Below are 24,679 nucleotides of genomic sequence, written 5' to 3'. Positions count from 1 at the left end.
CTATAAGGACAGACGCCCTTAATTTTGCAGGGACAGGCACCATTTCCATTCACATCGCAGGTATTCATTACCTAAAAGGACAGACATTCTTCAGAAATACTTAGAGCGAATCGCTGTGTTTAAGCGAAACCTTTTGTCAATTGGAGGAACTTGAAGGCGATCCACTACTCAATACTGGAAATTCTTACAACTGTTTGTAGGGTTCGTAGTTCTGAAGATGAGTTAGTTGGATGGGCGCTTACCTGCATCCCCTTTGCTTGATAGTAGCTAGGTAAAGTGGTTAATTAGCTATCCAACCGAAGAAGATTAAGCCTCTTTCGACTTAACATCCGTTTGGCGTGAATAACATTCTGACTGCAACCCACGGCAGTAATTCGCTGTCGTTCTAGTTTTGTACAAGCCTCAAGCCATTTGAGCTGGTTGATATTAAGACGTTGTAATATTGGTGGGGTGCTTTCGGCTAAGCTGGCTTTGTCTTCCCGATATAAACGAGCGCTCCAATCGACTAACTCGATATAATCCATAAGACGATATGTGATCCCATCAACTCGCTCATTCGTTGTAGCCCCAATAAATGGATGAAGGCATGGGGCAGACTCTTGCTGCTTGTTTAATGCTTCTAGTCGAGCTTGAATGGATGTGTAGTCAGAGGTTTCAGGGGTCTTAGCTTCGCCCGCTCTTAATGGGTTTAAGTCTACATAAGTCATTGCGGCCAGAAGCGCTTTTTCATCAAGCAGCGCCTGGCTTTTAAAACGGCTTTCCCAAAAGTGGCCTTTGCAATCATCCTCCTTGTTGGCTTGACAAGCAATGTCAAAGTTAAGCTCTTTCATAAACCAACTCAGGTTCCACAAACGTTGACGCCACGAATCTATTATCGCTGAGCACACTTCCATCTCTGCTTTGCTGGTGAGCTGACCATTAAGCCAACGAGAGACTAAAGCGGGCATCTTATGCTCTTGCCGCCAGCGTTCAACAACTTCGTAATCCGATAATTTTTGGGCTTTAGCTCGATTGATATGAACCACCAGATGGTAGTGATTACTCATAATAGCGTAGGCACAAATGTCTATGCAGTATATCTGTGAGAGCGTCGTAATTTTGCGTTCAACCCAAGCTCTTCGGTGCTGATAACTTTTGTTGGTAAGTGGGTCTTCACCACATAGAAAGCTGCGCCTGACACAACGAGAGACGCAGTGGTAGTAGGGAGTTGCATCAACGCACACCTGTTGCTTTCTTGCTGTTGTCATCTCAAATCTCATTGGAGGAGGGATTCATCCAAGTTAAGGCAGTGTAGACAACACAGCAACCCATGATGCGGTGACTTTTGGTAGAGGTATCAACACCTCATCCTAATTTCATTCTTTGAGGTGTCTGTCCTCTCAAGAGAGAGGACTGATACAAAAAAACCGCCAACAGGCGGTTTTTCGTTAGGGCTATGACTTGGATGCATAGTTGCTAGCTGAGGTGAGTTAGGCACACTGCTCAACTTTGCCTTTTTTGTCGTTACCTTTATCACTGTTATTCTGACTTGCAGTTATCTTGGTCACTGAGTCGATAGTCACAACCTCTTCTGCGGTAACGTTTTTAGAGTTGCCCAGGAATACACCACCTTTCTGAATGGTAAACTCACCAGCAGAGACTTCACCTTCTAAGCGACCATCTTCAAGTATTTCAACGCTCTTGGTGTAAACCTTGCCACGAAAATGGCCGTTAACCACTAATCGTTCCGCTTTAACTGAACCTTCTACTGAACCCGTAGCGCTAATAGTTACCGTTCTGTCAGTCTCAATACTACCTGTTACTCGACCATCTATTTGGATGTTACAAGTAAGTTTGAGCTCTCCACTGATGTCGGCTCCGTCAGCGATGACAGTCTGTGTGAGGTGGCGATTCGGTTCTCTATTTTGTTTACTAAATAGTCCCATTTTACGTCCTTATTCGATTCAAAAATCGCGGCAAAGTTATTCATTTCCCATTGAGTAAATGGCAGTGGGTCAAGTGCACGTCCGACCAAGCGAACTTCATAATGAAGATGGTAACCCGTCGACAGACCAGTATTTCCAGACAGGGCAATCAGGTCACCTTTTTTTACGTACTCTCCTGGTTTTACTTTGAAAGCCTTTAAGTGAGAGTACGATGAAGTAAATCCAAATGAGTGTATAAGTCGCAGAAAGTTACCAGACCCTTTATTACTCTTGCGCGTTAACTCAACAACGCCATCCGCTGGTGCATAAATCGGCGTCCCAATATTCACCGCGTAATCAATACCACGATGCATCTTCCAGGTTTTCTTTACTGGATGCGTTCGACGGCCATATTTAGAAGAGAGGTAACCCACTTTAACTGGCTTACCACTCGGGATCAGTTGCAACATCTGGTGACGAGCTGCGGTACTCAGTGCTGCGATATCGGCGCGTTCGCGTAGCTCTAACGCCTCATCTGGCAACGACATCGCAGACTCAATACCCGTTAGTTTCTGCTCTACATACACCAGCTCTTGCTTTAACTGCTCTTTATCATTGAGCTGCTGAGTAAGTTGTAGCTCTTTTTCCGCTAATAGCTGTTCAAGCTGTTGAGCTTTGTCAGATAACTGCTGAACCTGACGTTGTGAGTCAGCCGCACTACCTATTTTTAAAACCAGCACTGTGACCAGAGCACCAAACACCAGAATAGCAAACAACAGACTTAACTTGATTCGGCGGATAGTCGTTGGCGATAGGTTAAGAAAGCGCGTTCCTGCTACGCCAGATACCGCCACTGTCAAATTACTGGATTTCATAATAATTAAAATACAACGCGTTACTATAAATTCATCTCGAGGCTGGTGATTCTAACAATCTAATTGGCCTAGATCAGCTTGGAAGCGCAATTTCGTTGACTGGATTCCAGAGTTATAAAAACGGTTTAATATCACTAAACGTGGTGTCGTTTAGTGTCAGGCATAACGTGGATACTGGGATGTAACTGGCATTACTCCTGCCATCGCAGAACAAAAGTGCTTCCAGCCGAGTTGCTTTACCAGCTCACCGTTAAGTGCGGCTAAAGGGTCAAACATGTAAACGATCTTACGCTGGCTAATCTCTTTGCGGAGACGATTGAACGTAGACTCCTTTGCAAATAATGCGCTGATATATAGAGCATGAAGCTGACAGCTTTGACTGGTATTGCTGTTAAGGCTATCAAAACTAATCAGTAAACTTTCCGTACTGGCTCGATACCCTTTGGCCAACAAACAGTCGGCATGCACATTCAATAGAGCGAGTTGGACGCTTTGTGACTCAGAAAGACGACTACTCGATAGCTGTTGGCTAAGCTGAGCAAACTTCTTTTGATACAAGGCAGACGCATCCTGATTGACACTCCAGGACATAACCAGTGCAAACAAATAGTTCAGCATGTGCTGGGCAACATCTTGATTGAGTTGCTTAGCACACATCAGATTGTTCGAAAACAGTTCCAACGCCTGATCATACTTGCCAACAGCAATTCCAATCAGAGCGAGTCCCGTTCTTTGAGTCAGGTTCGTTCCGTAGCGCTGTTGAGAAAAAGACAGTAGCTGATACGCATCGACCAGATGACCATGGGCTAGTTGTAACATGGCTCCCATCTCTGTCAGTGGCTGCCCCAACTTGCGCTTACCAGAGGCAAACTTAGTATGCAGTGCTAATGCCTCTTTTTGCTGACCGTTTAGAGCCAGTGCATTAAGGAAGTAACAGATCTCTAAGGTGAGGTCTTTCTTAGCATTCTGCTTAATTAACGCTCCGTACAACTCGGTCGCGTACTTAGTCTGTTGGTTTAACAAATAGTAATGACCGCGGCTCAGAGTTAAGTCGTATTGCCATTCAGGGTAGTGCTGTTCGAAAAACTGATAGCGCTTTTCCATATCCTGTTCACTCTGACTTGGCGTTCGATTGAGTAAGGGCCAAACCTTGTTTTTACGCTCGTATTCGGTACGGAGTCGATCAGTAACATCACGTTGGTTAGATTCTGGATGAAGCGGAATGTCGGCCAGATAATATGAATAGTCTTTGCAAACTTCAGCTCGGCAATCCATCACGATCACTGTCCCCTGATCTATGACTTTTGCCGCGCGCAGTTGAGCAATGATATCCGCCGCTTTAAGTTGGTTGTCGCGATAGTTCTGATCACAAATCAGAACATCAAATCGTTGGTGGAAGGTGCGCTTTACCGCTTCAATTGGATCATTGAGATTGATCATTCGGTAAGGCTTGATCCCTAGAGAAAGCAATAGACTAGAAATGCTGATGTAACGATTGGGATACTCTTTGATGATTAAGACATTCGCGTCTTTCAACTTAGGCATAACAACGCCTCTTCCTCCATGGATAAGCTTTACCAAGCAATGCAACAACCGACTAGTTGCTCTTAACCGCAAACCTATGATTGATAAGCTCTTCTAATGCCAGTTCCTGACGTTTTAGCTGCTGTGACTGGTACTCGTTCTGCCAACGCTCAAGCGTCGACTCGATACCTTTGACTTTGAGGTGCTTACTCTGCAATTGGTTTTGCAAAGACGCGCATTCCGCTTGCATTAGCGCTTGTTCGTGCTGCTGGTGATTGATTAACTTTCTCAACATCTGATCAACGCGACTGTAGTTAAGTAATACTTCTCGATTAACCTCGCCGCAGCTCAACCAAGGTGAGGTTTGCTGTTTCAAGTTAGCAAGTTGGTTAAGTTTTTCTGCTGCGGCAGCTTGCTGCTGACGCTTTGTCTCAAGCTGTTGAGACATGGCATCACGCTGCTGTTGCTGAATTTTCTGAAACTTCTCAATCGCTTGTAACTTCGCCTGCATTTTCCCCTCGCCTACTGTTGAAATAGCTGCGCTAGCTCTGTCAGGCTCTGCTGATAATCCACTGAGCAGTGCTGTGACTGCTGAAGATAAGCGACTAGCTGCGGATAGAGTGCGACGGAACGATCTAATTCAGGATCTTGCCCTGGTTGATAGCCACCAAGTGGTAATAGTTCTTTAACTTGTAAATAGCTGGCGTAGGTCTTTCGGAACTCACTCGCTAGCGTTAGATGTGCTGGTTGAGAACAGGCGGTCATACATCGACTCACCGAGGCATTAATGTCGATAGCGGGATAATGTCCCTGTTCCGCCAGTTTACGTGACAACACAACATGGCCATCGAGAATCGCACGGGCAGAGTCAACCACCGGATCCTGCTGATCGTCTCCTGCCGCCAGAATGGTATAAATGGCGGTTAAACTACCGTCCTGATTTGCGCTATTACCCGCTCGCTCAAGTAGCTGAGGCAGAACATTGAATACAGATGGCGGATAACCACGGCTGGCAGGAGGCTCGCCCAGTGAAAGGGCAATTTCGCGCTGTGCCATGGCATATCTGGTCAGGGAGTCCATCATAAGTAACACATCTTTGCCTTTATCACGAAAATACTCGGATACCCGGTGACAGAGCAAAGTTGCACGAAGGCGCATCAGCGGTGATTCATCTGCTGGAGCGGCAATGATAATCGCTTTTTTGCGAGCTTCCTCAGTCAGGTTGCGTTCAATAAACTCGCGAACTTCCCGTCCTCGCTCACCGATCAGACCGACGACTATCACGTCCGCTTCTGTGTTCTGGCTAATCATGCCCATCAGGACACTTTTACCTACACCACTACCCGCCATCAGGCCGATACGCTGACCTTTACCAACGGTCATTAATCCATTAATGGCTCTGACACCGACGTTAAGCGGCGAATCGACTGGTCTACGTTTCAATGGGTTTATCGGAGTAGGATCAAGAGAAACTCGTTCACCACCCTGCAATGCAGGTCCGTCATCCATCGCTTCTCCCAGACCATTGAGCACCCTACCTAACCACTGATCACTCAACTGAACCGTACTATCACCTTGCAACGGAATCACCTTGGCACCTGCGAACAATCCCCCTAAACGACGAATCGGCATCAGATAAGCGATGGTGTGGTCGAAGCCAACAACCTGAGCCTCAATCATGTCACCTTCCGCGGTTTCAACCAGACAGCGTTGCTCAAGCTTAAAACGACAACCAACCGCCTGCAGCATTAAGCCATTGACCTTAACCAGCCGGCCAGTGACCCTTGCAACAGGGATTGAATCCAAGGATGCAATTGCCTCACTGGTTCGCTCAGAGAGTAATTCAAATGCAGCAGTGCTACTCATTACTCACCTTCTTCCTGACTGGTTACCGTCTCATCGAGTAGATGTTGCTTAACGTTATCCATACAAGCCTCTAGTCGCGAGTCACAACTGGCATCCGCTTCAGCATCTTCGGTCACCAGATGACAACCACCCGGAGGCAGTTCAGGATTGGCAACCAGTCTCCATGTTTTTGGCAGTTCAGCGTTGATCTGGCTGATGCGTTCAACATCTTGTGGGTTGAGATGGACGGTAACCTGCTCGGTTTTACCCGGCATTGCATCCAGAGTTTCATCGACTAACGACAAAATCTGCTGCGGCATCAGAGTTAATTCCGCGCGAATTACCTGTTGAGCCACTTTCTGCACCAGTTCGCAAATGATATGGCGTTGCTGTTGCTCACGTTCCTGCTGCCATCTCGCCAGCGTTTGATAGAGCTCGTTAACGGGTTTGGTCGCCTCAAGGAATGCCTGTTTTCCCGACTGTTCCCCTGTGACAAAGCCTTGCTGAAAACCCTCTTTCTGACCTTCAGCTAATCCCTGCTGCTGACCTTGAACCAAGCCCTGACTCAAGCCTTCAGCATGACCTTGCTCTAAACCAGTCTGAAAACCTTGTTCAAGCTTTTGTTGCAACTCAACCTGCGCATCCTGCCAGGTATCATCAACATCAAATTCGTTATCGCTGACCATAGGTTGAGCGAGCGGTGGGAAGCGATGCACTCGGTAGTTGGTGCTCGGCGTGTTAAGAAGCTGAGATTTACCTAGCGACATAGCTCTACTCCACCGTTGGTTCTTCGTATAGAATCAGCTCGATCTCGCCAGACTCATCCAGTTCACGAACAATCTGCATAATATCCAGTCTGGCTCGTTCAACCCGGCTGAGTGGCACCGCACCACGCACCTGCATATCGTCTTCCAGCGCTTTAACCATACGCTGAGGCATTGATCGTTTGATCGCTTGTTGCAAGGTAATTTCGGCACCTTTCAACGCTAATGCCCACAGTTCGAGTGGCACCTGCTGGACCAGACGATCCATCGTCTCTTCGCGCTGACGGCCAAGTACCATGAAATCAAACATGTTCTGCTCAATCTCACTCACCACGTCCTCATCATGCAGTTTGAGCATCTCCATGAGTGAACCGCGATCGCCTTCAAAACGGTTGATAATATCCGCGACCTGTTTAACTCCGGATAGCGGAGCGCTCTGACTGGCGGAGACATGTTCAATGCAACGTTCGATCAGCTCATTGAGATCGCCCGCAACCTGATGGTCGATATCCTGTAAGCGGGCAATGCGATACAAAAGTTCATCATGATAATCCTCAGGCAGATGCTTTAAGACTGCCGAAGAGCTTTCAGATGGCAGGTAAGCGAGAAAGATCGCCTGCATTTGCGGGTGCTCGTTAGAGATAAAACGTGCCAGAACTTCTGCATCAACCCACTGCAGGCGTTGCATGTTGTTTCGTACTTCGTCGCCATATAGGTTATTCAGCAGCCCCTTAGCCAGATCGTTACCTAACGCCTTACGTAAGGTGTTCGAAAGATACTCTTTTGACGCCCCACGAATACCGCTGTGTTGACGGAAATCTTCGAAAAAGTTCTTAATCACCCCGTGGGCACTGTCACTCTTGATGCCGTTAAGCTTAGCCATCGCTTTTGTTACACGCTGGGTCTCATCGCGACTGAAGTTACGCAACACTTTGGCTGCTGCGTCTTCACCCATGCCCAGAAGTACCAAGGCGGTCTGTTCTACGTGACTAAGCGTTGCTTTCTGCTTTGACTCTGCTGTGTTCATTCACATTTACCCATTGTTTTAGTACTTCAGCGACGCGCTCAGGCTCTTCGTTCGCAATAAGTTGTAAGTGTTTCAACTGAATTTCCAACGGTGATCCCGGAGGCGGAAGCATATCGTTGCCAACATTAAGACCCGAGGAAGCCGCAATCCCTTTTTCTGAAAGTTTACGGTTGAGATCCTCTTCCCTTTCTCGCTCTTCGCGGGTCTGTAGGTTGTCATAAACAGGCTCATCCTGCGGATCGGCAAACTCCAGCTCTTGAGAACGCGTATCTGCTCCGGTCAAATGCATAATTAATGGACGAAGGACAAAGAAAATCATTGCCATACCCAGCATGCCACCAATCACGTAGCGCATTGGCTGCTGTACCGTCGGATCTTGCCACCATGGAATACTTGGCGGCGCTTCTATGGCTAACGGTGTAAAGTTGAAGCTCATAATACTGAAGCTGTCGCCGCGCTGATCGGCAATACCGACAGCGTCTGTTATCATGGTCGAGATCTGGCTTTTCTCATCTTCAGTCCAGGCTGTTCCGTTCGGAGCCGCAGCTTCGTTAAGCAGCACGGAAACACTGAGCTTTTCAATCTGACCCTGTTGATATTGAGTTCGGCGCACACTGCTGCCCACGGCGTACTGACGGTTGATCTCCGAACGGGCATTGGTGTTCTGACTGTCCTGAGTAGGTACTTCACCTGTTACAGGAGGTTGATTACTTAAAGTGCCCGGAACGCCAAGTGCGATCTGATCAATTGAGTTATTGGTGATGGTGTGTTCATTACGAACAATTGGAGTGTTATCAAGAATTTCCTGAGTTTCTTCCACTTGACTGAAGTTCATATCAGCCGCGACCTGAACACGGAAGTTACTTGGGCCAACAATCGGTGTCAGCATATCTGCGGCACGCTGAATTATCTGTTTCTCGACACTCTTCTGGTAATCAAGATACTTAGCGTTAACCTTACCTGCCTCAGCCGATGCAACATCAGCACTTAGTAAGCGGCCATACTGGTCAATTACCGAAACTTGTTCAGGCTTCATACCTGTAACGCTGCCAACCAATAGGTTAATAATGGCTTCTACCTGAGGTGGTTTGAGCTCTTCGCCGGGCTTAAGCTCTAGCATTACTGACGCAGAAGGTGCTTCGCTATTCTGGCGTACAAATAAGGTCTGGCGTGGAATCGCTAAATGGACGCGGGCATTGGATACCGCATTAAGTGAGATAATCGTTCGAACCAGCTCCCCTTCCAGACCATGGCGGTAACGAGCGGTTTCCATGAACTGACTGGTACCTAGCGAACTGTCTTCCTGCAATGAGTCAAGACCGGTTGGCAGTTTGGCTTTAACCCCTTTGGCGGCTAAAAGCATACGAATACGCGCCACTTCGCCCTCAGCAACCAGTACCTGACCATTTTTCTCCTGCAGGCGATAATTGATCCCTTCTGATTCCAGTACCGAAACAATCTCACCAGTATCAAAACGTTCTTGCTGACTATAAAGAGGGCGGAAGCTTTGTGTCGAGCTCCATAAAGCGACGACGATAATAGCGGCAACAATCGCAGCCAGTACCGCTGACAGGACCAGGTTACGCTGGCTGTTGGACCATAGTTGTTTAACCTTAGCGCTAAACTGATGCATTGCGTTATTGGTTGAAGGCTCAGTAATCCCAGCATCATAAGACGGACCACCAGCGACTTGAGTTGTTATCTCTGACATGGGTTACACCGGCATCTTCATTATATCTTCAAATGAGGTCACAACCTTGTTGCGAACCTGCATTAACGCATTGAACGACAAGCTTGCTTTCTGACTCGCAATCATTGCCCCAACCAAATCATCACTTTGACCTGTTTCTACGGCAGTCATTTTCTGACTGGCCAACGACTGATGTTGATTAACGCTATCGAGCACACTAGTCATTGCCGTCGAGAATGACATCGGTGAATTCACTTTCTGCACATCTAACGGATTGGCTGATACAACAAAATCCGGTTGAACATGTGTACGCATCACATCCATTTTGGATAGCATCAGCTGCTCCGCTGTGATCGCACTGTTTTGAGTTTGACTTGCCATGACGAATCCTCCTTTATGCTGCTGAGCCAAGTACTGACTGTAGATCGATACCTTGTTCGCGCATTGCTGCTAGCTTGTAGCGCAATGCTCGGGTAGTCACGCCAAGGGCATTAGCAGTCTTGGTTCGATTGCCGCCGAACTGACGTAACTTGTCGAGAATGTATTGGTACTCTGCTTGTTTTTTCGCTTCAACGTGACCCATATTGGTTGATGGCTGAGGCTCAACGACGGGCTTGAGTAGCTCGGTTGGTAGCATCAGATCCTGAGCAGTAATGTAGTCACCATGACGCATCACTAGTGCTCTCTGGATAACGTTTTCCAACTCACGAATATTTCCCGGCCAGTGATATTGGCTAAGAGCTGCCATTGCATCCTGAGACAAATGACACTGACCACCCTCGTGATACTTATTAATAAAGAATTGGCTGATAGGCAGAATATCTTCCTGACGTTCGCGTAATGGTGGCCAATGAAGAGGCAGTACATCGAGGCGATAGTAGAGATCTTCACGAAATGTACCCTGCTTAACCTCTTCTCGCAGATCCTTGTTCGTCGCCGCGACAACACGAATATCGAGCTGAATTGGTTTGTGACTGCCTACTCGTTCTACTTCTCTCTCTTGCAGAACACGCAGTAGTTTGGCTTGTACTGCCGGGGACATTTCACCAATTTCATCGAGCAAAATGGTTCCACCATTTGCCTCTTCAAACTTACCGCTTTGCGAATTAGTTGCCCCAGTAAATGCTCCTTTAACGTGACCAAACAGCACAGCTTCGAGCATAGACTCAGGAATCGCTGCACAGTTGACCGCAACGAAAGGCCCATCCACCCGTTCAGACTGCTGATGAACATAGCGAGCTAATACCTCTTTACCTGTCCCCGACTCTCCGGTGATCAAAACGCTAGCATTAGTACAAGCCGCGCGATGAGCAAGTTGGAGCACCTGCTTACTGCGCCACGATTCCGCCACAATATTGGTCATTGGCTTACCAATCGCTTCTACACGACTGAGCAGATTAACCAACTGGCTTTTTTCGAATGGACGCAATAGGTAATCGGTAGCCCCCGCTTTCATGGTTTCAGCGGCTAAGATACCTTGCTCTTGTTCGACAATCGCAATCGCTACACCATCTCCAGGCTTCTTCTGATGACAATCAACAAATTCACGTACGCACATATCTGGCAGATTTGAACTAACCAATGTGATATCAGCGGCCTGCTCAAGCAAGGCACTACGTCCGGTACGAGAATGGGTGATCTGATAACCAGACTCTTCAAGTACTCGGATAACGGGTTGAGCTAATTCATCTTTTGGCTCAACCAACAAGATATTTGTTTCTGTCATGATTGAACCTTAGCGACGTTGTTATTTTCATTTGTTGACACTGGAATCACCGTTTCATTACTGCGAACCAATCGTAGTGTTACCCGGCGGTTCTTAGCCTTACCAGCAGTGGTAGTGTTAGTTGCAATCGGATAGCGCGAGCCATGGGCACGGACTTCAATCATGCTTTGGCTGACACCAAGGTGATGAAGTTGTTTACTGACTAATTCTGCACGTACTCGGGACAGGGCAAGGTTGCTTGCTCTGGCACCGGAACTATCGGTATGGCCGTCAACCAGAATTTTGCTGACACTCGGGTCAGCCTGTAGATAACTGTTCAACGCAGCCAAAGTCGTTAACTGCTCGCTACTCAAACTCTTCTGGCCAATATTAAATTGCAGCGATATATCTTTTGCTTGCGAATAAGACATCAACGGAAGCGACTTCTGGCAATTAACAAAATCGCGTAGAGGTTGATGAATTCTTACCGTTGGAACAAGGTAAGTATGTGAGGCGGAAGCTGTGTTTCCGCCTACGGAATATCCAACCCAACCACCGCGCTCGATATAGCGAAGAAGGTCAGAGATATTCTGGGCGAATATGACTTGCTTACCAGTCTGTGAAGAAACGGTACTAATGAGTAATGGCGGTACGTCATCCTGCCAGGGTGCTGGATAACCATAGAGCTCACGGTCAGTCAGCTCTTTATCTGAACTCACCAGTTCTATATTTAAATAAGCATGTTGTTTCTGTTCGGAGCGGAAATAAAACTTCCCCTCTCTTTCAGCTATATATTTTAATTCACACTTTAGATTATTACCTTTATATAGCCAATCGACCTCATCCATAGGTAATGTGACAATATTTTTAGCAATCAAAAGCGGCGAATAAAACAACAGAAATAGCAGATGCAATTTCGAACAATTAATCATCAGTTCCCAAAAATTATCAAAATTAAATATTATAAATTTTTAAATTATTGTTAATAGTTATGTAATCAGCCTTGCAACTGATTGTCAGCCCACTTCCAAACCATCTCCAACAGCTAGAAATTTCAATTTTAGCGCATTAAAAACAACCAGATAGATTGACATATGCAACAATAAATCAATGGTGAGCAGATACATTCACCAGACTGAATATGCAATGAAACTAACCTTTTTCATTTTTGATTAGAAGCTCTAAAGCAACCGTTAAATCAACATATGGAGTAAAATCACAAAATTTATATATTGGCTTAAATATATTTAATAATTCTATGTAGACTGGCGCCGTTCGAAGTAAGAAATAACCCCCTCAATTGTCAAGGAATGGTTAAATATAAAATGGAAGCCAGAGATAAAATGTCTATTCCAAATTACCAACCACTCAATGTAGAGTCTTTGGGTAAACCGATACATGTCATTCGAGACAAGTTAGAAAGCTTGATTTCTTCTTCATGTAATAACCTCACTTTCCAACTTCAAAGCTGGTTAAAGAGCTGCCGAATCGAAACGAGTGTTAACGCCGTTTCACTCCACTCTTTCTCCAATAACGAGATGGAAAAGAACGCCACCAGCACCTTTCAACACAACGCTGGCGGCAAGGTGTTTGTTCATTGTGACAAAGCGACTCTGATCAAGTTAGCCGACTGTTTCTATGGCGCAAGCATCGACAGAGCTGAGCAGAATCTGAGTAATAGCGATCTGCGTCTGCAAGACCGAATCGGTCAACAGGTCACCCAATGGTTAGCACCACAAGAAATGTGGGCAAACGGTGAGTTCGAGTTGGCCTTTGGCACTGGCCTGTACGTCAAGATCGACATTCAACTGGACGACCATTGTGGCAGTCTTCACATCAAACTTGACGAGCAATTGGTTAATACATTGACCGAACAACTCGACCTGCAGCCCAATGAATCTCTCTACGATTCGTTTTGCCAATCCTTGGCTGCAACTCCGGTCAAACTAAATGTCCTGCTCAGCCAAAAACGCATGCCATTGAGCGACCTGCTCTCCCTTCAGGCTAATGACATTTTGCCGATCGAGCTTTTATCTACTGTCCCTGTCAGCATAGGCGACCAGCACCTGTTTAATGGCAGTGTTGCCGAGAAAGAGGGACAACTTGTTTTAATTATTAATCACGATAAGGAACCTCTGTCATGAGTGAGTCTGTAGATACCACCACTTTCAACGGTGAAGACCTGAATTTCGACGACTTCGAGCTAGAAGGGACTCATTCTGACCTGCTTGAAAATTCAGTTGCGATGCCCGAACGTGACCTCAGTTTCTTTAAAAACATTCCTGTCACAGTCACGCTTGAAGTCGCCAGTAAAGACATTCCACTTGGTGATCTAATGAAAGCTGGTGAAGGGAGTGTGATTGAGCTTGATAAACTCAACGGTGAGCCGCTTGATGTCAAAGTTAACGGCTCTCTGATGGGTCATGCCGAAGTGGTAGTGGTCAACGAAAAGTACGGTTTACGCTTGATTGATGTTGTCGATTCAGCGCTTAAGACTGCTGTCCAGTAAGGCTGACTTTACTATGGCAAAGCTAGGTTCTGTTCGCGGTTGGTTGGTGTTATTCACCGCTTCTGTTCTACTGCTATCCTTCCCTTCATTCGCCAGTGAGAGTGGCTTGACGATTTTGTCGGTCAGCGACGGAGCCTCAGAGCAGGAGTACAGCGTCAAGCTACAAATCCTGCTGCTGATGACCGCATTAAGCTTTCTTCCAGCTTTTATCCTCATGGCGACAAGCTTTACCCGAATTATTGTGGTCCTGGCGATCCTACGACAAGCGTTGGGTCTACAGCAGAGCCCACCTAACCGAGTGTTAGTCGGTATTGCTCTCGCCTTGTCTCTGCTGATTATGCGCCCCGTCTGGACTGACATATATCACAACGCGTTCCAGCCATACGACAATGGTGAGATCACCTTAATGCAGGCTTTCTCTGTTGCAGAAAAGCCAGTGCGTAACTTCATGTTGGCTCAAACGCAGCAAACGTCATTAGAGCAAATGTTGCGTATTGCCAACGAACCTCTCGATACGAGTGTCGAAGATATCTCTTTCGCGGTGGTATTGCCTGCCTTTGTGATCAGTGAACTTAAAACCGCCTTCCAAATCGGTTTCATGCTGTTTATCCCTTTCTTAATCATAGATTTAGTTGTAGCCAGTGTCTTGATGGCCATGGGTATGATGATGCTGTCTCCATTGATCATATCTCTGCCATTCAAACTGGTGGTATTTGTACTGGTTGATGGTTGGGCAATGACCGTTGGCACTCTATCGGCAAGCTTCGGCTAACAGGAGAGACTATGACACCTGAGATGACCGTTTCGCTGTTCTCTAATGCCGTTTGGTTAATCATCACTATGGTGGCGGTATTAGTCGTGCCCGGACTGATTGTCGGCCTTGGCATCGCCATTTTTCAGGCCGCGACCCAAATCAATGAACAGACACTGAGCTTCTTACCACGCCTGCTCGTAACCCTATTAATGGTTATTTTTGCCGGTCACTGGATGCTGAGAAAAATCATGGAATTATTTGATTATCTGTTCCATAACATTCCCGGAATGATCGGCTAATGGATATCACCTTTGCCGATCTGTCCCGTTTACTTGGACAGCTATGGTGGCCTTTTTTCCGTGTTGGCGCGGTATTTATCTCGATGCCATTTTTTGGCGACTCACTGATCCCTGTCTGGGTTCGTAGCTTACTGGCACTGTCTATCGTTGTGGTTGCCGCGCCGTTAATGCCTGCGATGCCTGCGGTTGATCTGTTTTCACTCACCTCGCTATTTCTCGCTTTTGAGCAAGCAATATGGGGTCTGTTTTTCGGCCTGATTCTCCACATGTTGTTCGCCATTTTTACTACCCTGGGCCAAATCATTTCGATGCAGATGGGTCTGGGTATGGCGATGATGAACGATCCGGTCAACGGCATGTCGGTCGCTATCCTCGGCCGCATTTTTCTGATTTTCAGCACTCTTCTGTTTCTGTCACTTGAAGGACATCTGGTCATTCTCGACATCCTGATTCAGAGCTTCAGAGTATGGCCTGTAGGCTCCGGGCTTTCATTCGCTTCATTTCAAGGTGTGGTCAATCTGTTTAGCTGGATGTTCGCTTCAGCACTCGCCCTTGCACTACCCGCTATCGTTTCAATGCTGTTAGCCAATATCAGCTTTGGTGTGATGAACCGGGCTGCGCCATCACTTAATGTCTATGCACTTGGCTTTCCGATGACCATGCTGCTTGGCCTGTTCAGCGTGTTGATTTCCATATCAGGAGTGCCAAGCCGTTATCTGATTCTGGTCAGCGACACTCTTAAGTATCTCAGTCAGTACATATTAGGTGGGGTATGAGCGAGCAATCTTCTCAGGATAAAACCGAACAGGCCTCGGCACAGAAAATAAAGAAAGCCCGCGACGAGGGGCAGATACCGCGCGCTAAAGAATTTACCACTGCGGTTATTTTTGTCGCTGTGGCGGTGTATTTCTATAGCCAGATATCAGCCATCTGGAACAGCATCGCGGGAATCTTCCGTTACAACATGTCGCTGAATAAACAAGATTTAGCCAATCCGTTACAAATGATTGAGCAATTGGGGCACAGTCTGGGAGTGGTAATTCAGTTATTGCTGCCATTGTTTGTGGTGATCATTGTCGTTGCTGTCGCCAGCAGTTTAATTCTTGGTGGTTGGATGTTCCGACCAGCCAACGTGATGCCTAAACTCAGCAAACTCAACCCATTGAGTGGTATCAAGCGAATGTTTTCTAGTCGTTCATTCGTTGAACTGCTCAAATCAACTTTCAAAGTCGCGGTCATTTTCGCGCTGCTTTATGCCTACCTTAACAACCATTTACAACCACTGCTTGGCATGCAGATGCTCTCCCTTGAGCAGGGGGTCGTTAAGGTAATGATGATTCTGTTCGATGGTTTACTGCTGATGGGGTTTGCCTTGCTGCTGTTCGGGGTTATCGATATTCCTTACCAGCGATGGGAACACCTTAAAGAGCTACGTATGACCAAGCAGGAGATCAAAGAAGAGTACAAGAACAACGAAGGTCGACCTGAAGTTAAGCAGCGTATTCGCCAGATTCAGCAACAGTTTGCAAGACGGAAGATAGAGAAAATGGTGCCTACTGCCGACGTGGTGATTACCAACCCGACTCACTATGCCGTCGCAGTCAAATATGACCCAGCTCAATCGGATGCGCCGTTCGTCGTTGCTAAAGGGGTCGATGAAACCGCAATGCACATTCAACGTATCGCGCGAGAGAATCAGGTTGAGATCGTTAACTCTCCGCCTTTGACCCGCTCTATCTACCACACGACCGCCATTGAGCAGGCTGTGCCCAGTCAGCTTTATATCGCCGTCGCCCATATTCTGACCTACGTCATGCAACTTAAATCGTTTCGAACTGGTAGTGGCGAAAAGCCGATGCCTCTGCCTCATTTTGTGATTCCGAAACACTTGCAACACTGATCACTAGATTTATTCCAAGGACATCAAGCTATGCTCAATCGGTTAAAACATCTACAGACTTCAGCAAAAGGATTTATCGGAATTCCGCTGGTACTACTCATGGTGCTGGCAATGGTGATCCTTCCTCTGCCCCCTCTGCTGTTAGACGCCCTTTTTACCTTCAATATTGTGTTGGCAATTTTGGTTCTACTGGTCAGTACCACTGCCAAAAGGCCACTCGATTTCTCTATATTTCCAACCATATTGCTGGTCGCGACCTTACTGCGTTTAACCCTTAACGTCGCTTCAACCCGAGTCGTCTTGCTGGAAGGTCACAATGGTGGTGATGCTGCTGGTAAAGTCATCCAGGCGTTCGGTGAAGTAGTGATCGGCGGTAACTACGTCGTAGGTATGGTGATTTTCGTTATCTTAATGATCATCAACTTCGTCGTTATCACCAAGGGTGGCGAACGTATTTCAGAAGTATCAGCACGTTTTACACTTGATGCGTTACCGGGCAAACAGATGGCGATCGATGCCGATCTCAATGCAGGACTTATCGACCAAGAAGCTGCCCGTCAGCGTCGTCGCGAAGTCGCCAATGAAGCCGACTTTCACGGTTCAATGGATGGTGCGTCCAAGTTTGTTCGCGGTGATGCTATTGCCGGCCTGCTGATCCTGTTTATCAACATTACTGGCGGTATTAGCATTGGTGTTTTCGAACATGGTCTAACCGCTTCCGACGCCTTTAAAACCTACGCCCTACTTACCATTGGTGATGGTCTGGTCGCTCAGATCCCATCGCTACTGCTCGCAACCGCTGCCGCAATCATAGTGACTCGTATCAACGACAGTGACAATGATATGTCCGAGACGATGCACAAGCAGTTACTTGCTTCACCTGCAACCCTGTTTACCGTTGCAGCGGTAATGCTGATCATCGGTCTGGTGCCAGGCATGCCTCATCTGGCCTTCTTTACCTTTGCTGCTGTGGTTGCTTTCGCAGGCTGGCGCCAGTACAAGAACCCGGTTCATGACACTCAGCTTGAACAGATCGAGCATATCGGTCAGGCAATGCAACAGGAAGAGACACCGCTAAGCTGGGAAGATATTCCTCATGTGCATACCCTATCACTGGCATTGGGCTATCGACTGGTGCACTTGGTGAATAAAGACCAAGGCGCCCCTCTGACCCAACGAATTCGCGGTGTGCGCCGTAACTTATCTGAGCAGGTTGGCTTCTTACTACCGGAAGTACGTATCCGTGACAACCTGAGCCTGAAACCAAACCAGTACACGATTTCACTTAATGGTGAAGTGATTGAGCAGGGCCTGATTGAACCGGATCGCCTGATGGCAATCGCGGTCGGAGAAACCTATGGCGAAGTTGACGGTATTTTAGGTAGCGACCCTGCCTACCAGCTTCCTGCTGTGTGGATTGAACATCCGGATAAAGCTAAAGCACTGAATATGGGTTACCAGGTTGTTGACGATGCGACGGTTATCGCCACTCATATCAGCAAAGTCATTAAAACGCATCTGGCAGAGCTGTTTAATCACGATGATGTCGAAGCCATGACCCAGCGCTTGACTCAGCAAGCGCCAAAACTTGCAGAAGCATTGACCGCTGCTCTCAACCCGGCTCAACAACTTAAGGTGTATCGCCAACTACTGCTCGATCAGGTACCGCTGCAAGATATTCGAACCATAGCTAACACTATGCTTGAATCAGCAGAGAACACGAAAGATCCAATTCTGCTTGCTGCGGATGTGCGTTGTGCGCTCCGCCGCACTCTGGTCAACTTGGTCGCGGGTCAAAAGAGCGAACTTAAAGTTTATGCTCTCTCAGATGAATTAGAGCAGATGTTGCTGACTTCCTTACAACAAGCTCAGGCCAGCGGTGCGGTGATGCTGGATAGTTTCCCGATCGAGCCCAATATTCTCAGTCAATTCCAACAGAATTTACCTTTGGTTAAGCAACAACTTAAACAACAAGGCATCGCTCCGATTCTGTTGGTTATGCCGCAGCTTCGTCCGCTGATAGCCCGTTACGCACGCACCTTCTCACAAGGTTTGGCCGTGCTTTCTTACAACGAAATTCCAGAAACAAAACAGATCAATGTGGTAGGTAACCTTGGATAATCTAAACTCACATCAGGCCATGTACGGCTACATCATTAAACTTATGCAGGAGCACGCTGAGACCACAGATGATGCACTGTTATTTGAAGCGTTACAGCACAATGACATTAAGCATGCCTGTCAGGCAATACGTGAGATTCGATCTGAAGAGGTAGAGTTTCAACACCTGACGCTACGATTTGGCGGAGATGGTGAACAAAGCGTTTATCAGTTTGACCTGTCACAGAACATTCAATACTGCCTCGACCTGTTCAGTCTCTATCTGGCAATCAGACAGACCCAGTTTCAGTTAGAAACCTTCCATCCGGATCTGATCAGTAATGTTGTTGTACCACTGCGGCTTGATGCTTTGGACTGGCCGCAGGGGCAAACGTTTTTTGAGCAGGTAGTTCAGTGTCATGGCAAAGCATTCGCTCATGTCATTCCATCACTTCAGTTGAACTCAGCGCAGGGCTTTAATCCACAAGCCCTGCTCTTAATTGAAAAGATTGAGCAATCTGCTTACTCAGTATGGTTCGAAGTCGCACCACCTTGTGAAATGCTCGGACAAATTGCAGCACTTAAACCAGCAATGTTGAAACTATCTATCTCACTCGAGGAAAAAGAGAACCGTCAGGCTCTTATCCCCGTCATTAAGCAGTTGAGAAAGAATAAGATAAAGTGGGTTGCCAGCCGCGTCGCCAGCCAAAAAGAGCTCAACCAATATAAGCTACTTGGTGCCAGCTACTATTTTGGTTACTTCAGCGATATTCCTACGGCCCTGTCATTTAAAACCTTCGAAAGCGATAGTGAGGTGTGGTAAAGGGTTTAATTAGCCTGATTAGTGGAATCAAAGTCACTAAAATCACCACTAAACGCTGATTTAAGACATTATTTAAATTTTTGAATTAATTTCTGACAATCAGCGTCCGCCTCTAGTTAGTGACCAGGGAAATCCTGGAGCCGAAATCTGAGTATTGAGAGAAACGAAGGAGACTTAAGATGGCTTTATCAATGCACACTAACTACGCTTCACTAGTAACGCAAAACACACTGAGCAGCACTAATGATCTACTAACGACTGCGATGGAGCGTCTGAGCACAGGTCTACGTATCAACTCTGCAGCTGACGATGCTGCTGGCCTGACAATCGCTAACAAACTTGAAGCACAAACTCGCGGTATGTCTGTTGCGATGCGTAACTCTCAAGATGCTATCTCGATGCTACAAACTGCAGATGGCGCTCTGGAAGAGCTAACTAACATTGCTTACCGCATGAAAGACCTTGCAACACAAGGTGCGAACGGCACGAACGGTGCAACTGAGCTAGCAGCACTTGACGCGGAATACCAAGAGCTTGAACAAGAAGCTATCCGTATCATGGGCGAAACAACTTACGGTGCAGGTCAAAAACTACTGACTGGCGGTAAACTAGCAGCAGCAGTTGACTTCCAAATCGGTGCATCTGGCGCTGAAAAACTGACTGTTGATGTATCAACTGAACTGGGTAATATCGACTTCACTACAACAGCAACACTAGATACTAACGCAAACTCTAACGCCGAGATTGCTAAAGTTGACGCGCTATTTGACCAAATCAACACGGTTCGTTCTGCACTTGGTGCAAACATCAACCGTCTTGACCACACTATCAACAACCTGGCAAACATCTCTGAGAATACTGCTGCTGCGAAAGGCCGTATCACAGACGCAGACTTCGCTATCGAATCTTCAAACATGACTAAGAACCAAATGCTAATGCAAGCAGGCACAACGGTTCTTTCTCAAACTAACCAGCTACCAGGAATGGCAATGTCTCTGCTTCGCTAAGCATAAGACAATCTGCTATTTGCTAACTCCAGTAATTAAGCCTCCGATTCGGAGGCTTTTTTTGCGATTCAGCCCTCATCTAAATACCAATTCCATTTAATTCCCACTCCCTTTTGGTCGCCTCTACAGAGTAGGAAAACCAAGTTTTCACTCGGAAACAGCGGAACCTAATAAGGGAAGAACCACTTCCGCAACAACAAAGAAAATAAAACAAACCATTGAATTTAAACAATTTAATCAATGGCATTTATTTTGCAATTTTGGTTACCGATTCAGAATGAAGATGTGTCAGCACTTATCCCATTGCTGACACCAATTAAAGGGAGGACTCTGATGAGCTCAATAGATCCAGCGACCATGGCAACACAACTGGCTACGTTCGATGTACAGTCATTCAGACAGCGTTATTCAACTCAAGCCTCACAATATCAATCTCAGCTTGATGCTCTTGGCAAGGTTGAGTCTGCTCTTCGTGAATTCAGAACCGCTGTTACTGAAATGAACAGCAGCACAGCTGGTATCATCAAAAACAGCGCAACGATTTCACAAGATGGCTTTTTCACTGCCAACGCAAGCTCTACCGCGTTGACCGGGAGCTATCAAATCTTTGTTGAACAAGTCGCTACCGCTCATCAGGTTTCTGCCAATATGCCTGCCGACCTCGACTCTACCACTGAGGTACCAATCACAGGCAGCTTAGACCTCACTATTGATGGCAATACACTGACCATCGACCTATCGACGCTGGACAGTGACGGAGACGGTAAAGCGACCATTGCAGACCTGACCTCTGCGATTAACAACGACCCTAATAATCCGGGCGTTAACGCCACTCTGGTCCGTTCCAACGGACAAACTCACTTTATGCTCGCCAGTGAAGAGACAGGCGTAGCAAATACCATCAATGTCAGTGCTTCCGGCACAGGTCAGGCTTGGTTTGAAGATGCTTTTACAACCCTCAATCAAATCAGTACCCCGCAAGATGCAGTTATCTGGTTAGGCGCAAAAGACACTGGCCTGAAACTGACGGGCAGCAGTAACACCTTTAGTAACGCGATTGATGGTGTCGACATTACGGTCACTAAGGCTCAAGCAAGTGGCGAAGCACCGCTTTCAATGACCATAGGTGGCGATCAAGAAGCGACCAAAGAACAGGTTAATCAGTTTATCGATGCCTATAACAACCTGATGTCGGTGATTGACCAATATTCGAAAGTGAATGGTGAGGACCTACAACGTCCGGCACTGGCAAGTGACCCGACCCTACGTTCCATTGAAGGCCAGATGAAGTCACTGGTTCGTGGAGATTTTGGTGGTTTGCGTCTCAATGATATCGGCATTGAAATCGACCGGGACGGCAAGATGAAGATTGACTCTGAACGGTTTGAACAGGCACAGCTTAACAACAGCACCGGGCTTGAAGCCATGTTCAATGGCGACGGTAACTTACTCGACTCAGTGGAAGATCTCATTGAGCCTTACCTTCAGTTCTCTTCTGGCTTATTCAAATCTCGCAAAGATGCACTGCAAGAGAACATCAACCGCATCAACGATAAGCAAGTGGTGCTCGATCGTAAATACGATATGGCCTACGACCGCTACCTAAAACAATTTACTCAAATGAACAGCATTATGCGCCAGATGAACCAAACCATGTCGTTGTTTGGTTAACGGGCTATTAGGAGACAGTTTATGTTAATGGATTCAGGTTACGACTCATATCAACAGGTCGACTTAGACGCTCAAGCTGCATCGGCCAATCCGCATCAGTTAGTCGTCATGCTCATCGATGGCCTGCTCAATGAAATAGAACGAGTACGCGGTCATATGTCTGCCGGACGTCTGGCAGAAAAAGGGACAGGCATCAATAAGTGCATGAATATCTTAGTCGGGTTAGACAGCGCACTCGATGCTGATAACGGTGGTGAAGTCGCTCAGAGCCTGCACCAACTGTACGACTTCTGTCAGGTCGAACTCTACCAAGCCAGTGTTCATAACGACCTGGAAAAGCTGGTCAGCGTTGAACATGTAATGAACAACATTCGACAAGGGTGGATGAGTTTTGGTCAGCAAGCATAAGGTATCACCGGAACGCTTTCGTCACCTGGCGACTTTGATTCAGTTAGCAGCCAAGACTCAGGACTGGCACGGGCTGAAACGTTACGACCTGCAATTACGTGAACTGTTGGAAAGTCATAAACCTTATTTGCACGATCCTCGCCTTGCGCCGGTGATTAAAGAGGTCAAAACGATCCACAAAGCCGCATTTGAGCAGCTCGATGCCGCAATTCGTGAGCTGGAAGCCGAGATTAATGTCGCTGACGCTAAGCATGAGCGAGCCAAAGCCTACCAGCTCGCGATGACTATGGAGTATTAAATGAACAGCATTTCAACTCTGCCATCAGGCGAAGGTAAAGCAAGCGGACAAAACGCCACAGAAACTGCGATTCATCAGGCGCGATCGTTCGGCCAATCGGGCCAGCCACAACCTTTTCAGCTTCATAAACAGGCACTGTCAGGTCAGAACGTTATCCAGACAGCAGAGCAACCAACCGGGTTATTAGATGAAGAGCTTGCAACAACGGAAGGAGCCGAAACACAAGCCTTGCTGAACGGTGCAGAGGCCATCGTCAATGTTGATCCGAGGAGTGTGCAACAGCATCGCTCTGAGGCTCAGGGAATGTCTGCCCGTTTCGCGCAAAAGCAGGGGCTGACTTCAGGCTCCATAACCAACAGTCTGACAGACTCGCTTCGCCAAGCCAGTCAGCAGCATTCAGCGGCTATCGGATTAGCTGAAACAGCAACGGTAAAAACACCAGTGGCAATAGCGCAAGCTGATTCAATACTGGCGCAATCCAACCCGGCATCGCTGCTGCAAGCTGCTACTCCTGCGCCGGCTCAGCTGGTGGCTTCCCCTAACTCGCTTATCGCCACTTCTGGTGCCGCCGCGCAAGGGGCTGAATGGGCGGCCGTCAAAATCGATACTGGCGCTGGTAAGTGGGGCGAGCAGATGATGCAGGTGTTACACGACCGAGTGACATTACAGGCTCAGCAAAACATGCAAGAAGCCAAGATACGTCTCGACCCACCAGAACTCGGCAAGCTTGACCTGTTAGTTCGTGTTGATGGGGACCGTCTCAGTGTCCAGATCAATGCTAATGCGGCCGCAACACGCGAAGCCCTGATTCAGGTTTCAGAGCGCCTACGTGCCGAACTGCAAAACCAAAACTTTGTTCATGTCGATGTCAATGTCGGCTCTGGTGATTCGCAGCAACAAGGCTCAAATCAGCATTATCAATCCGACGGACACATTTTCTCTGCACGTGATTCTTCTTTCGTCGAGAGTTCAGGTAGCCAATCGGAGCATTGGCTCAGTACCCAAGCATAATAATTAGGAACAGGGTTATGACTAAACAACAACTGATCGCTATATTTTTCGCCATGATCATTACCAGTGCGCTAGTATCTGCGGCTACTGTCGTCGGTGGTCTGTGGTTTCTCAAACAATCGGGCAGCGAAACGGAAAGTAAGGATTTGTTCGCCGATTCACCTTTGGCATTTCTCACTCAGCCACCAGCCCCATCCCGAACCCCAAGTTTTCATGAACTGGATAAGATCGTTCTCAGTGTTAAAGGCAAACGCCAGACACATTTCGTGATGCTGGAAGTCGCAGTAGAAACCCGTCGTCCTGAGCGAATCGAATCGATTGATGACTACATGCCGATCGTACGTAACTCTCTACTTAAGCTATTTAGTGATAAAACCTATGACGATCTACGTCAGGACGGTGCGGTTAACCAACTACAGAATCAGGTTAAGCAGACTGTCCTTCTGGCACTTGAAAACACCGATATTGTCGCTGAAATCGATGACGTATTACTGACCAAATATGTCGTGCAGTAAGGAGTACGACTATGTTGGATCTCAGCTATGAGCAAGAGTATGACCAGGAC

General features: G+C 47.1%; 26 protein-coding genes. 14 read left to right on the top strand and 12 right to left on the bottom strand.

Annotated elements, in window-relative coordinates; genetic code table 11:
- Positions 1-284 precede the first annotated feature (284 nt).
- The 12 genes from RH46_RS10310 to RH46_RS10255 form a co-directional block, all read right to left on the bottom strand.
- Positions 285-1,247 carry a transposase gene (locus RH46_RS10310; RefSeq protein ID WP_006879380.1) on the bottom strand — a complete coding sequence of 321 codons (963 nt, stop codon included), beginning with the start codon at positions 1,245-1,247 and terminating at the stop codon, positions 285-287.
- A gap of 222 nt (positions 1,248-1,469) precedes the next feature.
- The gene (locus RH46_RS21800) at positions 1,470-1,925 is read right to left on the bottom strand and encodes a bactofilin family protein (RefSeq protein WP_071985912.1); all 456 of its coding nucleotides are present in this window, start codon (positions 1,923-1,925) and stop codon (positions 1,470-1,472) included.
- Positions 1,811-2,779 (bottom strand): M23 family metallopeptidase, encoded by a 969-nt coding sequence (locus RH46_RS10300; protein WP_040895596.1) that lies wholly within the window; start codon positions 2,777-2,779, stop codon positions 1,811-1,813. The genes RH46_RS21800 and RH46_RS10300 overlap by 115 nt, the downstream gene beginning before the upstream one ends.
- A gap of 156 nt (positions 2,780-2,935) precedes the next feature.
- A complete protein-coding gene (locus RH46_RS10295; RefSeq protein ID WP_006879377.1) occupies positions 2,936-4,324 on the bottom strand; it encodes a hypothetical protein in 1,389 nt (462 codons plus the stop codon).
- A gap of 52 nt (positions 4,325-4,376) precedes the next feature.
- Positions 4,377-4,814: a flagellar FliJ family protein gene (locus tag RH46_RS10290; protein WP_006879376.1), complete on the bottom strand. Its 438-nt coding sequence runs from the start codon at positions 4,812-4,814 to the stop codon at positions 4,377-4,379.
- An 11-nt stretch (positions 4,815-4,825) separates the two neighbouring features.
- Positions 4,826-6,169 carry a FliI/YscN family ATPase gene (locus RH46_RS10285; RefSeq protein WP_006879375.1) on the bottom strand — a complete coding sequence of 448 codons (1,344 nt, stop codon included), beginning with the start codon at positions 6,167-6,169 and terminating at the stop codon, positions 4,826-4,828.
- Complete coding sequence (gene fliH, locus RH46_RS10280) at positions 6,169-6,915, bottom strand: flagellar assembly protein FliH (protein WP_006879374.1); 747 nt, start codon at positions 6,913-6,915, stop codon at positions 6,169-6,171. Before fliH ends, RH46_RS10285 begins: the two co-directional genes overlap by 1 nt.
- Positions 6,916-6,919: 4 nt before the next feature.
- Positions 6,920-7,939: a flagellar motor switch protein FliG gene (locus RH46_RS10275; RefSeq protein WP_006879373.1), complete on the bottom strand. Its 1,020-nt coding sequence runs from the start codon at positions 7,937-7,939 to the stop codon at positions 6,920-6,922.
- Complete coding sequence (gene fliF / locus RH46_RS10270; protein WP_006879372.1) at positions 7,902-9,650, bottom strand: flagellar basal-body MS-ring/collar protein FliF; 1,749 nt, start codon at positions 9,648-9,650, stop codon at positions 7,902-7,904. The genes RH46_RS10275 and fliF overlap by 38 nt, the downstream gene beginning before the upstream one ends.
- A gap of 3 nt (positions 9,651-9,653) precedes the next feature.
- Positions 9,654-10,010, bottom strand: coding sequence for a flagellar hook-basal body complex protein FliE (fliE, locus tag RH46_RS10265; protein WP_006879371.1), 357 nt, complete (start codon positions 10,008-10,010; stop codon positions 9,654-9,656).
- A 13-nt stretch (positions 10,011-10,023) separates the two neighbouring features.
- Positions 10,024-11,355: a sigma-54 dependent transcriptional regulator gene (locus RH46_RS10260; RefSeq protein WP_006879370.1), complete on the bottom strand. Its 1,332-nt coding sequence runs from the start codon at positions 11,353-11,355 to the stop codon at positions 10,024-10,026.
- The gene (locus tag RH46_RS10255) at positions 11,352-12,182 is read right to left on the bottom strand and encodes an OmpA family protein (RefSeq protein ID WP_160162428.1); all 831 of its coding nucleotides are present in this window, start codon (positions 12,180-12,182) and stop codon (positions 11,352-11,354) included. Before RH46_RS10255 ends, RH46_RS10260 begins: the two co-directional genes overlap by 4 nt.
- 477 nt (positions 12,183-12,659) lie before the next feature.
- Between RH46_RS10255 and RH46_RS10250 the strand changes: the two genes are divergently transcribed.
- The 14 genes from RH46_RS10250 (at position 12,660) to RH46_RS10185 (ending at position 24,629) form a co-directional block, all read left to right on the top strand.
- Positions 12,660-13,478 carry a FliM/FliN family flagellar motor switch protein gene (locus RH46_RS10250; RefSeq protein WP_006879368.1) on the top strand — a complete coding sequence of 273 codons (819 nt, stop codon included), beginning with the start codon at positions 12,660-12,662 and terminating at the stop codon, positions 13,476-13,478.
- Positions 13,475-13,843, top strand: a complete 369-nt coding sequence (fliN, locus tag RH46_RS10245) for a flagellar motor switch protein FliN (protein ID WP_006879367.1) — start codon at positions 13,475-13,477, stop codon at positions 13,841-13,843. The genes RH46_RS10250 and fliN overlap by 4 nt, the downstream gene beginning before the upstream one ends.
- Positions 13,844-13,856: 13 nt before the next feature.
- Positions 13,857-14,615, top strand: coding sequence for a flagellar type III secretion system pore protein FliP (fliP, locus tag RH46_RS10240; protein ID WP_006879366.1), 759 nt, complete (start codon positions 13,857-13,859; stop codon positions 14,613-14,615).
- Between the two features lie 11 nt (positions 14,616-14,626).
- A complete protein-coding gene (fliQ, locus tag RH46_RS10235) occupies positions 14,627-14,896 on the top strand; it encodes a flagellar biosynthesis protein FliQ (RefSeq protein ID WP_006879365.1) in 270 nt (89 codons plus the stop codon).
- On the top strand, positions 14,896-15,672 hold the full coding sequence (gene fliR, locus RH46_RS10230; RefSeq protein WP_006879364.1) for a flagellar biosynthetic protein FliR: 777 nt from the start codon (positions 14,896-14,898) through the stop codon (positions 15,670-15,672). The genes fliQ and fliR overlap by 1 nt, the downstream gene beginning before the upstream one ends.
- On the top strand, positions 15,669-16,796 hold the full coding sequence (flhB, locus tag RH46_RS10225; RefSeq protein WP_006879363.1) for a flagellar biosynthesis protein FlhB: 1,128 nt from the start codon (positions 15,669-15,671) through the stop codon (positions 16,794-16,796). The genes fliR and flhB overlap by 4 nt, the downstream gene beginning before the upstream one ends.
- A gap of 30 nt (positions 16,797-16,826) precedes the next feature.
- Positions 16,827-18,917 carry a flagellar biosynthesis protein FlhA gene (flhA, locus tag RH46_RS10220; protein ID WP_006879362.1) on the top strand — a complete coding sequence of 697 codons (2,091 nt, stop codon included), beginning with the start codon at positions 16,827-16,829 and terminating at the stop codon, positions 18,915-18,917.
- A complete protein-coding gene (locus tag RH46_RS10215) occupies positions 18,910-19,719 on the top strand; it encodes a diguanylate phosphodiesterase (RefSeq protein WP_040895595.1) in 810 nt (269 codons plus the stop codon). Before flhA ends, RH46_RS10215 begins: the two co-directional genes overlap by 8 nt.
- 179 nt (positions 19,720-19,898) lie before the next feature.
- The gene (lafA, locus tag RH46_RS10210; protein WP_006879360.1) at positions 19,899-20,726 is read left to right on the top strand and encodes a lateral flagellin LafA; all 828 of its coding nucleotides are present in this window, start codon (positions 19,899-19,901) and stop codon (positions 20,724-20,726) included.
- Positions 20,727-21,059: 333 nt separating this feature from the next.
- Positions 21,060-22,397 carry a flagellar filament capping protein FliD gene (gene fliD, locus RH46_RS10205; RefSeq protein ID WP_006879359.1) on the top strand — a complete coding sequence of 446 codons (1,338 nt, stop codon included), beginning with the start codon at positions 21,060-21,062 and terminating at the stop codon, positions 22,395-22,397.
- A gap of 21 nt (positions 22,398-22,418) precedes the next feature.
- Positions 22,419-22,805: a flagellar export chaperone FliS gene (gene fliS / locus RH46_RS10200; protein ID WP_006879358.1), complete on the top strand. Its 387-nt coding sequence runs from the start codon at positions 22,419-22,421 to the stop codon at positions 22,803-22,805.
- Complete coding sequence (locus tag RH46_RS10195; RefSeq protein WP_006879356.1) at positions 22,789-23,103, top strand: hypothetical protein; 315 nt, start codon at positions 22,789-22,791, stop codon at positions 23,101-23,103. The genes fliS and RH46_RS10195 overlap by 17 nt, the downstream gene beginning before the upstream one ends.
- Positions 23,104-24,114, top strand: coding sequence for a flagellar hook-length control protein FliK (locus RH46_RS21795; RefSeq protein ID WP_006879355.1), 1,011 nt, complete (start codon positions 23,104-23,106; stop codon positions 24,112-24,114).
- A 17-nt stretch (positions 24,115-24,131) separates the two neighbouring features.
- Complete coding sequence (locus RH46_RS10185; RefSeq protein WP_006879354.1) at positions 24,132-24,629, top strand: flagellar basal body-associated FliL family protein; 498 nt, start codon at positions 24,132-24,134, stop codon at positions 24,627-24,629.
- Positions 24,630-24,679: the final 50 nt, after the last annotated feature.

Origin of the sequence: Vibrio brasiliensis LMG 20546, assembly GCF_000189255.1 — a bacterium.
Taxonomy (GTDB): Bacteria; Pseudomonadota; Gammaproteobacteria; order Enterobacterales; family Vibrionaceae; genus Vibrio; species Vibrio brasiliensis.
Note: the sequence above shows the minus strand (reverse complement) of the source record. Positions and strands in the feature narration are given on the sequence as shown.